Source organism: Acinetobacter sp. WU_MDCI_Abxb74, assembly GCF_025513915.1.
GTDB classification, from domain to species: domain Bacteria; phylum Pseudomonadota; class Gammaproteobacteria; order Pseudomonadales; family Moraxellaceae; genus Acinetobacter; species Acinetobacter calcoaceticus_C.
This window is the reverse complement of record NZ_JAHPRP010000001.1, coordinates 1,120,503-1,132,771: the sequence shown is the minus strand read 5'-3', so window position 1 is coordinate 1,132,771 and position 12,269 is coordinate 1,120,503. Positions and strand designations below refer to the sequence as shown.

Here is a 12,269-nt window from a genome sequence, read left to right as displayed (position 1 = left end):
TGCATCGAAAACCATGTATGATATTTTTAACGCTTGATTAAATGAAAAATCAATGGTTTTGAGTGAGTTTTACACTTACCTTGGTGCGTTTTATTAAAAATAAGTCTAGAGTTTTCTATGCCTTCTAAAATTAAGTTTAAACAGTCAACTCTCTCTCATTCTATGCATTTAATTTTAAAAATGCAGGGGATTCCTAAACTTATTTGTAGCAGCTTGTTGTTAACCGTTTGTGTAACGCCAAGTTTTGCTCAAACTTCTGTTGAGAGTAACTCTTCAACTTTAAATCAGACGATGTCTGATGCGTCAACTGAACAATTAGCGTCAGTGGATCAGCAAAATAATGTTCCAATAACAGATATTGCTACCCTTGTGACTCAAGCTCAGCAACAACAAGATAGCTTGGCTATATTGCAACAACAAGAACAATTTCCAAATCAAATTGACGAATTTAAGCCAATTACACTTGATAATCTTGAGGATTTGCCTGATTTGCCTGTCGATCAAAACATGGCAAATGAAATTTATAAAGTTGCTGAAGAAGCTAAAAGTGAAGCGCAAAACTTCCAAAATGGGACTCAAAAGCTACCTGAAGTAACGGTAAGTGATGCAACACAGTCTGAAATACAGGAAATTAAACAAGCACCTGTAAATATTGATCAGCTTATGCAAGAGATTAAATCTGATAGCCAGATTGTAGTCGAAGCCAATGAAACTGGAAAAACCTTACCAGAGTTAACTCCAGAGACCGATGCCCCGCCTGAACAAGCTGGTTTCTTTAAACGTATTTTAAATAAAGTGCGTCCGCCACGTGCAATTCCAATGGAACAAGTACCGCGTATTAGTGCAGAAGTAAGCGGTGCTTCAGATGTGCTGGCTAAAAACATTAAAGGTAAGTTATCGACATTCACCCAAGAATCATTCGAAGATTTTAATGCAGCTTTACCTCAACTCAGAACATTAAGTAATCAGGCTGCTCAAGCGGTTGGTTATTATAATGCTGAGTTTAAATTTGAAAAATTAAGCCCGAGTCGGGTTCGTGTTAACGTTACACCAAATGAACCAGTACGAATTAATGAACAAAATATTGAATTTACTGGTGCGGGTGAAAAACAACCCCAGTTTCAAGTTATTCGCTTAGTTCCTGATCAGGATGTAGGCGATATTTTTAACCATGGTTTATATGAAACTACGAAAACCCGAATTGTCAACGCAGCATCAGACAATGGTTATTTTGATGCTTTTTGGCGCTTACATGATGTAAAAGTAAGTCAGCCAGAAAATAAGGCTGATATTAACTTACGCTATGAAACAGGTGAGCGATACAAATTAGATAAGGTTGAGTTTCGTATGAGTGATCCATCGAAACCTTTACCGTTAAATTTGAATGTTTTAGAAAGTATGGCGCCTTGGAAAGATGGCGATGATTATGCTTTTTGGCGTGTCAATGTTTTAGCGAATAATCTAACCAACTCGCGTTATTTTAATTACACCTTAGTTGACTCAATCAAACCTGATCCAATTGAAAAACCACTTGAGTTACCACCAGATTTACAGGCTTTAGTTGACGAACAAAATATTGATGTTGATGAATCTAATTTACTTTCACCAGAAGAAAGACAACTTGCGAAAGCACGTCAATTAGCGACATCTAATAAAGAAGTGACACAAAATGTAATAGATGAAAAACAGTTTGCAGGAACACAAAATGTAAAAGGTGCAGAGGCTAAAATAGCGACTTTGCAAAGTGCTTCAGTTCAGCAAAATGAACAAGAAACTGAACAAGACCGCCTGCAAGCACAAGCACGTGAAACAAAAAGAATTCCAGTCATCGTGACCTTAAATGCAGACAGGCTAAATAGTTTAGAAACTGGTGTCGGTTACGGGACCGATACAGGCGCACGTTTACGTAGTCAGTATCGCCGTTCTATTGTGAATAAATATGGTCATTCTTTTGATGCCAACTTGGAAGTTTCTCAAATTCGTCAATCGATTGATGGGCGATATAGTATTCCTTATAAACACCCATTAAATGACTATTTTAATATCGTGGGCGGATATGAGCGTGAAACCCGTGATGATATTGGTCCAGATGTAAGTTTGTTAACCGAATCTGCTGTTGTTGGTGGTGAGCGTGTAATTAAACGCCCGTTAGGAAACTGGCAACATACCATTGGTGTTCGCTATCGTTTAGACCGTTTGACCCAACAGGGTGATGTTGATATTTCTGAATTACCAGATGCTTTTAAAACGGCTGCATCTGAGCAAGAAGCCTTATTATTTAGTTATGAAACGTCTAAAACCTCTAGTAATACACGTTTAAACCCAACGAAAGCTTTTAAACAAACCTATAAAGTAGAATTAGGTAGCGAGAGTTTACTGTCCGATGCCAATATGGCAATTGCAAGTGCAGGTTGGAGATTTATTTATTCTCTTGGTGAAAATGACGATCATCAATTCGTTGGAAGATCTGATCTTAGCTACATTTTTACCGATGATTTTGACAAAGTTCCGTACAATCTTAGATTCTTTACGGGTGGTGACCAAACCATTCGTGGCTTTGATTATAAGAGTCTTTCCCCAGAAGTAGATGGATATAAAATTGGGGGACAAGCTTTGGCTGTCGGTTCTTTAGAATATAACTATCAGTTTAAAGATGGTTGGCGAGCCGCCGTTTTCTCTGACTTTGGTAATGCCTATGATAAAGACTTTAGTAACCCAGCAGCTTATAGCGTTGGGGTCGGAATTCGCTGGAAATCTCCAATCGGACCAATCCGTTTAGATGTCGCTTCGGGTATTTCAGATGAAAACCATCCGATTCGTTTACATTTCTTTATAGGCCCACAACTTTAAAAATAAAATTTTATTAGGTTTATTTTATGGCGGATGTAGAACAGCAGCCAACTTCGGCACCTAGTTCACCTAAGAAGCGGCGCATTTTGCGTAGTTTCATGCTGACGATATTGATCATATTTTTATTATTAGCATCTTCGCTAGTGATCATGATGTCAACAGATCGCGGAAGTCGTTTTTTATTAGATCGGGTTTTAGAGGCTCAGAAAATAATTAAATATGAATATGAAGGCGGTAACTTACTGCGCGGAATTATTCTTAAGAATGTTTTGGTGCAATTAAAGGACGTTGATGTTTCATTAGATAGAGCTGACGTAGGTTTAGGGTGGCGCTCTTTATTATTAGAAAAAGAAGTACATTTAAGTCATGCAGATGTACGTAATTTACGTATTATTAATAAAACTCCGCCGTCTGGTAAAGCGTTTGAATTTAAGCCGATTAAGTTACCATTTGTTCTACGCGTTGATGAAGCCGATGTTGATCATTTAGAGATTAAGTTAGCGACCTCAGATGTAGATTTTCATGATGTTCATTTACAAGATGCGCTTTGGTCAGAGACCAAACTGGAATTTGAAAAATCTAGTATGGATATGGGCTATCTTTCTGTCCACAACGCAACAGGAAAAATGGACTTTAGTGGTAAATATCCATTAAATGCGACAGCAGATTTAAGAATCCCATCTCTAAAAAGTTTAAATATTCAAAATATTAAAGTCGCAGCTCGCGGAAGTTTAGATACTTTAAAAGCTGGTGTTGCAACAACAACTCCAGATTTGTTAACGGGTTGGGTGGTGTTACATCCTGTTCGTGATGAAGTTCCAATGCAAGGTGAGTTATTACTCAAAAATTATCACTTACCTTTATTGGTTGAACAAAAATTATTTGCAAAAAATGGTGTGATCAAGTTTCAAGGTGATATTAAACAACTTAATCTAGCGCTTGATACCGACTTAAAAGGTGAGAATTTACCTGAAGGTCAATACAACGCTTTAATGAATACTGACTTGGTTGATCAACTTAACATTACCGATTTTAATGGTCAGGTAATGAAAGGTGCTGTGAACCTTAAAGGTTTAGTGAACTGGAAAGACCATGTTACTTGGGATGTCAAAGGTCGTTTAGACCATATTAATCCTAAAGACAAAGCCATTCCTCAGGTTGTTCAAGACTTTTTACCGCCAAGTTTAGATGCTGCTGTTGCTTCAACCGGCTCTTTGGAAAAAGGTACTGAAGTATTTGCTAATGTTGATTTTGACCGTTACGAATCTTGGAAACTCAAGTTTAATCAGGCTCCAGAGAAAAATAATAAACCTCAACCAATGCTTATGAATGTAGCTTGGACGAAAATAGACCGTGCAATGCCTTATATTGGATGGTTAAGCAGTGATAATGGTCAGGTTGATTTAACATTACGTGATGGTCAGCAAGATATTAAAGTTGCTACAAAAGTATATCAGCATGAAAAAACCTTATTGCCAGCAGGGCAATATCTAGCCCATCTGAATGTTAAAGATAATGTTTTAAATGTTCCAAATTTTAGTTTTACTGCTGAAAAAGGTAGCTTAACTGGGCAGGCTAAAGTGTTGCTTCCTACTGAAAAACGTCAGTTGGTTTGGAACGCTTTGTTAAATGCAAAAGATTTTAATCCACAAAGTATTCATGCGGCAGCACCTGTTAATCTTTTAAATGGTTCGATTAAAGCAAATGGTTTTGCTAAACCAAACCAGCAGATCATTCAATTTGAGAAAATTGACTTAACTGGTCGACTGGCTCAAGCAGGTCAAGAGACGATAAGTTTGGGTGGAAAGAGTACAGCAGCATTATTATTTCATGATGTGAAAGCTGGTGGTGGTTTTAAAGGTTTTGCAGTTAATTATGATGGATCTTTAAAAGCCTTAAAACAGGCAAATGGTTTATTGAAGTTTTCTATAGCGGGCACACCAGATTTTATTCGAATTAACCAGTTACAACATGATGGGATAGCTGGAAAAATCTATGCCACAGGTTCTGTAAATTTAAAAGATCGCATTGCATGGGATATTAATAGTTCATTGGTACGTTTTAAACCCCAATATTTTACCTCAGCTGTAAAAGGCGAAATTTCAGGGAATCTGAAAACTCAAGGGGTTTGGTCAGACCATTTGAAACGAATTAATATTCAACAATTGAATCTTGCAGGCTTTTTAAATAATAAGCCTGTTCGAGGTAAGGGTAATTTATCTTTATTGATGGATTCTAATCAAAAAGGCTTTTTACCTCAGCAATTTGAAGCAAATAATTTATTTTTAGTGTATGGCCAGAATCAGCTACAAGCGACAGGTAATGCCCAAAATCTAAAAATCAAGCTCAATGCGCCCGCACTTTACGAGTTATATCCGGGTCTACGCGGTCGAGCTTATGGCGACCTGAATGTACAATCACAGCCACGTTTAAAAGCAACAGCAAATATCGCAGTAGATGATTTTGCTTTTAATACTTTAGTCAGCGTGAAGAGATTGAGTATTCAGGGTGAACTTCCAACATCGGAAACAACACCGACTCAATTAACCGCAAAATTAGATAATTTGCGTAGTGGAAATAGACAAATTCAGTCTGCCGAATTGAATTTAACCGGAACAAGAAAAGCGCATTTATTGAAAGTACTCGGCAATAATAGTATTTCCAAATTCTATGTTCAGTTGGCAGGTGGGTTTAACCAAAATAATGATTGGTTAGGCCAGATTCAGAAAGGAAGTTTTGATTCAAGACGCATTCGTTTGGCACAAAATCAAAATGCTCCAGTGATTTTTTCTTCTGCACGGTCTGAGCTATATGTAGGTCAACACTGCTGGCAAAGTGCGAATAGCCAGCTCTGTTTTGACCAGCCGGTACGGGTAAGTAAAGCACGCGGTAATATCTCGTTTGTAACTCAAAACATGGATTTAAGTGACTTCGCGGCATTTATGCCAGAAGGTTTAGCGATAACTGGGCAATTAAATGGTTATGCCAAGGCATCGTGGGTAAATGGAGGTAATCCAAAACTTGACGCACGTTTAATTACACGCAAAGGTGAAATTGGTTTAGCTGCTGAAGATCCACAAGACCCAGCAACCACTCTGGCTTATGATGAGTTGGGTGTTATTGCAAAAAGTGTATCTGAAGGACTTTTATTCCGTGTTGATGTGAAAACACCTGATATTGGTACGGGTTATGCGAACGTTATTATCAACCCATTCCAACCATCAATGCCAATGCATGGTGAGGTCGCTTTTAATGATGTTCAATTAAAAGTCTTGAAACCATTTATTCAAGATGTCCGCAAACTGAGTGGGACTTTAGCTTTGGCTGGTAAAGTCAACGGTACATTAACTCAGCCACAATTTACTGGTGAAATGCGTCTGAAAAATGGTGCAATCAGTATGATTTCGCTGCCAGTTAATTTAACGAATGTTCAGGTTTATTCGTCAATTCGTCAGGACATGGCAACAATTGATGGCGCGTTTAACAGCGGTCAAGGTGTAGGACTTTTAAAAGGTAGTTTTGAATGGAAAGATGCACCACGTCTTCAATTAAACCTCAAAGGTGATAATTTACTTGTACGTCAGGCCCCATTAATTACTGCAATTGCCAATCCAAACCTTACACTTGATATGTATCCTTTCGATAAGCGTTTAAGCTTAAAAGGGTCGGTAGATGTTCCTCGTGCACGTATTTCAATGCCGGAAACAACGACTCCAGTCATTAATACCTCATCAGATGTCCGCATAGTTCGCCAAGGCCAAGACCCGCTTGCAATTTTACGTGCTGCTAAACCTTGGGATATTCGAGCGGATATTGCTGTTAATATTGGAAACCAAGTGATATTCCAAGGCTTTAACAGTAATATTCCATTAGTTGGTCGTTTAAATTTAAGCCAACGTGGTTACGAGACTGCAATGAGAGCTAATGGAGCAATTGGTGTCAGTCAAAAAGTGAAAATTGAAGCTTATGGACAAAGTCTAGATTTGAACCGAGCGATTGCACGTTTTAATGGTCCTTTGGCAAATCCAACTTTAGATATAGATGCAAACAAAAATGTTCAGGGTAGTATGGTTGGAGTACGTGTTACAGGTACTGCGACATCTCCAAACATTCAGGTTTATAACGATGCAGGTCTATCTGAGCAAGAAGCATTGAACGCGCTCGTTACTGGGCGTATTAATGAAGGTTCGAGCGGTTTAAGTAATGCAGAAGGCTTTAAGTCTGATGTAAATAACACCATTGCCGCTGCGGGTATCAGTATGGGCTTGGGTGGTACACGAGCTTTAACTAACCAGATTGGACGTACTTTTGGTTTAAGTGGACTAGCTTTAGATGCACAAGGTACAGGGGATGATACGCAAGTAAGTTTAACGGGCTATATCACACCGGATCTGTTTATTCGTTATGGTGTCGGTGTGTTTACGCCAGTGAACAAGCTTACGTTGCGTTATCAAATGAACCGCCGTTTATATCTAGAAGCAAGTCAGTCTTTAGAAAGAGCGATCGATCTTTTCTATAACTGGCGCTTCTAAATGTATGAATTAAAAGCTCACTCCAAGTGGGCTTTTAATTTAATAACACCTTCATAAGATTTAAAAAATTGAATATTTATTATATGAACCATGGTTTGTTTTCAAAGGAACCAAATCTTGAATATGGTTCTGATTAAAGAAAATTCACTTGAAAATTGCTGTTTTATAAATTAGTTTTCAGAAACATTAAATGAAATTAGATTGATAATACCTTGTTGATAAGTGCAAATAAGGTGAATTTTTCAAGGAAATAAACGTGAAAATAGATACTTATATTGAAATAAAATATGGCAAGGACAACGATACAAATATTAAATATCGTGGGCTAATTCAAAAATTAACAGCAACATTGTCGTTGACGCTTTTATCATTTGGATGGTGCTCCACTGTAAATGCTGCACAGCAACAAATCGCTTTAGTAGGGACATGGACATCGATTCCTGATGCACCGCTTGTGCAAAAACCAAAACAAGCCAGTGAAGGTTTGTACCAGCTTCAAGTTAATAGCGATGGGACTTTAACTCCTGTTAAGGTGTTGAAAATGAAAAGTCCTTCTTGGATTGTGAAATCTAAAGATGGCCGTTTTGCATATACCACTAATGAAGAAAATGATGGAGCGGTAACTGCGTTATCAATTCAAAACGGAAAGGTGAAGGTGTTGAACACAGTGAATAGCCATGGTGGACATCCAACACACGCATCAATCAGTTTAGATGGTAAATTCCTGTTTGTGTCGAACTATTCGGCATTCGATAAAGGTCGTGGTGGGGTGGCTGTTGTGCCAATTTTGCCAAATGGCCATTTGGGTGAAATGGTTCAAAATATTGTTTTTAGCGAAGGTTCTGGTCATGTTAAAGGTCGTCAAGAGAGTGGTCATGCACATTCGACAACTTTCAGCCCAGATGGCAAGTATTTATATGCGAGCGATCTTGGAAATGACAAAGTCTATACCTTTCGTTATAACCCGAATAAGCCTCAACCACTCGAAGCGGATAGTAGTCGAGATGTGACCTTTACGCACGGTTCTGGCCCGCGCCATATGGTCTTTTCACCAAATGGCAAATATGCCTACATTACCGCAGAAATGCGAAGTGAAATTGTGACATTTAACGTACAAGATGGTCATTTGAAAAAAGTAGCTGAGCTAAAACTAATTCATGAGGACAAAACACCTGAATTTAAGAGTGCGAGTGGAATTATCCTCGGTCCAAATGGCAAATATGTGATTGCTGCCAATCGTGGTACAGACAACAAACTTTTGGTATTTAAAATTCAACAAAATGGATTGCTAGGTAAACCAACAGTTTATAAAGCGAATGGTATTGAACCACGGGCTTTCTCATTCGATGCATCTGGTAAATACCTATATGTGACAAACGTTTTTAGTAATAACATTAGTTTATTTCGCTTTGATGCAAAAAATGGCACCTTAAAACCTGCTGGTGATGCAGCAAAAATACCAACACCTACGGATATTAAATTTTTTAATTAACCCGAAACATTAAACTGACATTTCTAATGCTTGATATAAAAAGACCGAGGGTTTTCTATCTCGGTTTTTTTTATGGCAATTTTTGCAAAAATGATGATTTTCCGTATGATATCAACAGCAATAATTAGTGTAGTGAAATGATGAAAAAGATTTTATTGATTGCAATGAGTTTGTTCTTTGTCGGTTGTTCAGAAAAGAAGCCATTAACACCCGAAGAGCAGTGGCATGGCTTTTGTACTAGCGTAGGAAATGCGGCTAGAAGTATTGTTTTTGATCGCCAGCAAGCAATTGAAAAAGCTCAAGCAGTTGAGCATGCAAATAAAATTGAAGATGATGTTACGAAAAAGTTCATTCTTAATGTTATTGAAAAAGTTTATGCAATTCCAAAAGAAGAACTGACAAAAGATTCTCAAGCACTCCAAGAAAAAGTTAGAAAGCAAGCGATGGATGAGTGTTTGGCAACACCTCATGACAAAATGCCAAAATATAAATCGTTCTAATTGGGTAAGGTTATTGAATTTCCTCTCATCTGAGGCTATTCCGCTTAAAAATAGCCCAGATTTGGCTAATATGCTTATTATTTGTACATGGGTATTTAGATACAAAATAATGGGCATCACGGAGAAACACCCCGTTTTCATTAACTTTTACCTTGAACTCTAGTAAACTTTTGTAGTCCATATTACTTGTGAAGCTTTTTAAGAAAGCTGGAATTTGCAAGTAATTTTTCAAAAAAAGAGGAATGAACACCGTGCTAGAAGCTTACCGCCAACACGTTGAAGAACGTGCCGCACTCGGAGTCCCACCGAAGCCACTTGATGATGCTCAAACAGCTCAGCTTGTTGAACTATTAAAAAATCCACCAGCAGGCGAAGAAGCGTTTTTGGTTGATTTGCTTGAAAACCGTGTTCCTGCAGGTGTTGACCAAGCAGCTTACGTAAAGGCAGCGTTCTTGGCAGCGATTGCAAAAGGCGAAGCAACTTCATCACTCGTTTCTAAAGAGCGTGCAGTTTACTTACTTGGCACAATGCTTGGTGGTTATAACGTAGCACCACTCGTTGAGCTTCTTGACAATGCTGAACTTGCAGGCCTAGCTGCTGAAGCGTTAAAGAAAACACTTCTTGTATTTGATGCATTCCATGACGTAGCAGATAAAGCAAAAGCGGGTAATGCCAATGCTAAAGCTGTTTTACAATCTTGGGCAGACGCAGAATGGTTCACAAGCCGTCCTGACGTTCCAGAAGAAATTAAAATCACTGTGTTCAAAGTAACTGGTGAGACAAATACTGATGACTTGTCTCCAGCACAAGATGCTTGGAGCCGTCCAGATATCCCACTACACGCCAATGCAATGTTGAAAAACGAGCGTGATGGTATCAATCCTGAAAAACCAGGTGAAGTTGGCCCGTTAAACCAAATCAAAGAACTCATCGCGAAAGGCAACCAAGTTGCTTATGTGGGTGACGTTGTTGGTACAGGTTCTTCACGTAAATCTGCAACTAACTCTGTACTTTGGTTCTTCGGTGACGAACTTCCACACATTCCAAACAAAAAAGATGGTGGTGTGTGCTTAGGTTCTAAAATCGCTCCAATTTTCTTTAATACAATGGAAGACGCAGGTGCATTACCTGTAGAAATCGACGTTGCTAACATGAACATGGGCGACGAAGTAGTATTGAAAATTGACCATGCTGCTGCAAAAGTTACTGCTTTTAAAGATGGCGTACAAATTTCAGAAGCAGAACTTAAAACTCCAGTACTTTTAGACGAAGTACGTGCTGGTGGTCGTATTAACTTGATCATTGGTCGTGGTTTAACAACTAAAGCACGTGAAGAATTAGGTCTTGAACCTTCTACATTGTTCCGTACACCTGTACAACCTGCTGACACTGGCAAAGGCTTCACACAAGCTCAGAAAATGGTTGGCCGTGCATGTGGTTTAGCTGAAGGTCAAGGTATCCGTCCGGGTACTTACTGTGAACCTAAGATGACTACAGTGGGTTCTCAAGATACAACTGGTCCAATGACTCGTGACGAGTTAAAAGACTTAGCTTGCTTGGGCTTCTCTGCTGACTTGGTAATGCAGTCTTTCTGTCATACTGCTGCATATCCAAAACCAGTTGACGTAACTACTCACCATACATTACCTGACTTCATCATGAACCGTGGTGGTGTATCTTTACGTCCAGGTGACGGTATTATCCATTCGTGGTTAAACCGTATGTTACTTCCAGATACAGTAGGTACTGGCGGTGACTCACATACACGTTTCCCAATCGGTATTTCATTCCCAGCGGGTTCTGGCCTAGTTGCGTTCGCAGCTGCAACTGGTGTTATGCCACTTGATATGCCAGAGTCTGTACTTGTTAAGTTCAAAGGTAAAATGCAACCTGGTATCACTTTACGTGACCTTGTACATGCAATTCCTTACTACGCGATTCAAGCGGGTGACTTAACTGTAGAGAAGAAAGGTAAGAAAAACATCTTCTCTGGTCGTATCCTTGAGATCGATTTATCAGAAATGGAAAATGACTTGACTGTTGAGCAAGCATTCGAACTTTCTGATGCATCTGCTGAACGTTCTGCTGCTGGCTGTTCAATCACACTTTCTGAAGAGAAAGTGGCTGAATACTTACGTTCTAACATTACTATGTTGAAGTGGATGATTTCTGAAGGTTATGGCGATGCTCGTACTATGGCGCGCCGTGCTGAAAACATGCAGAAGTGGTTAGAAAACCCAAGCTTGTTAAAAGCTGATGCTGATGCTGAATACTTAAAAGTTTACGAAATCGATCTTGCTGACATTAAAGAACCAATTCTTTGCTGCCCGAACGATCCAGATGATGCGAAACTTCTTTCTGACGTTCAAGGCGACAAAATTGATGAAGTATTCATCGGTTCTTGTATGACTAACATTGGTCATTTCCGTGCAGCGGGTCAGTTACTTGACAAAGTACCAAGTGGTTCATTAACTACTCGTTTATGGTTGGCTCCACCAACACGTATGGACGAGCACCAATTAATGGAAGAAGGCTTGTATAACATCTATGGTCGTGCTGGTGCGCGTACAGAGATGCCAGGCTGTTCACTTTGTATGGGTAACCAAGCACGTGTAGCGCCGAACACAACATGTGTATCGACTTCTACTCGTAACTTCCCGAACCGTTTAGGTCAAGGTGCAAATGTTTACTTAGCTTCTGCTGAACTTGCATCTGTAGCTGCGGTTCTTGGTAAATTACCAAGCCCAGAAGAATATCAACAGTATGCGTCGCAAATCGACAGCGCATCTGCTGACATCTACAAATACTTAAACTTCGACAAGATGAGCGAATATACTAAAGAAGCTGATCAAGTTGATACTAAGAAAATTTCTGCTGCTCAATTGACTTAATGAG

Annotated in this window: 4 protein-coding genes and 2 pseudogenes; all 6 read left to right on the top strand. The window is 39.0% G+C overall.

The genetic code is table 11. From position 1 onward, the window contains the following. Positions 1-117: 117 nt before the first annotated feature. A pseudogene (locus KTH84_RS19045) lies at positions 118-1,699 on the top strand (POTRA domain-containing protein); the annotation flags it as partial. 89 nt (positions 1,700-1,788) lie between these two features. After that, positions 1,789-2,850 (top strand): annotated as a pseudogene (locus tag KTH84_RS19040) (autotransporter assembly complex protein TamA); the annotation flags it as partial. Between the two features lie 26 nt (positions 2,851-2,876). Beyond that, a complete protein-coding gene (locus KTH84_RS05440; protein ID WP_262472352.1) occupies positions 2,877-7,382 on the top strand; it encodes a translocation/assembly module TamB domain-containing protein in 4,506 nt (1,501 codons plus the stop codon). Between the two features lie 256 nt (positions 7,383-7,638). Then, complete coding sequence (locus tag KTH84_RS05435; protein WP_262472351.1) at positions 7,639-8,874, top strand: lactonase family protein; 1,236 nt, start codon at positions 7,639-7,641, stop codon at positions 8,872-8,874. Positions 8,875-9,011: 137 nt separating this feature from the next. Then, positions 9,012-9,374, top strand: coding sequence for a hypothetical protein (locus KTH84_RS05430; RefSeq protein WP_133972806.1), 363 nt, complete (start codon positions 9,012-9,014; stop codon positions 9,372-9,374). A 251-nt stretch (positions 9,375-9,625) separates the two neighbouring features. Further along, entirely contained in the window at positions 9,626-12,265 is a 2,640-nt protein-coding gene (locus KTH84_RS05425; RefSeq protein ID WP_042897255.1) for a bifunctional aconitate hydratase 2/2-methylisocitrate dehydratase, read from the top strand. Positions 12,266-12,269: the final 4 nt, after the last annotated feature.

What these genes read in the sequence shown, in the direction of transcription:
- KTH84_RS05440 (WP_262472352.1), top strand. Translation starts at nt 2,877, where the DNA reads ATGGCGGATGTAGAACAGCAGCCAACTTCGGCACCTAGTTCACCTAAG.
- KTH84_RS05430 (WP_133972806.1), top strand. Translation starts at nt 9,012, where the DNA reads ATGATGAAAAAGATTTTATTGATTGCAATGAGTTTGTTCTTTGTCGGT.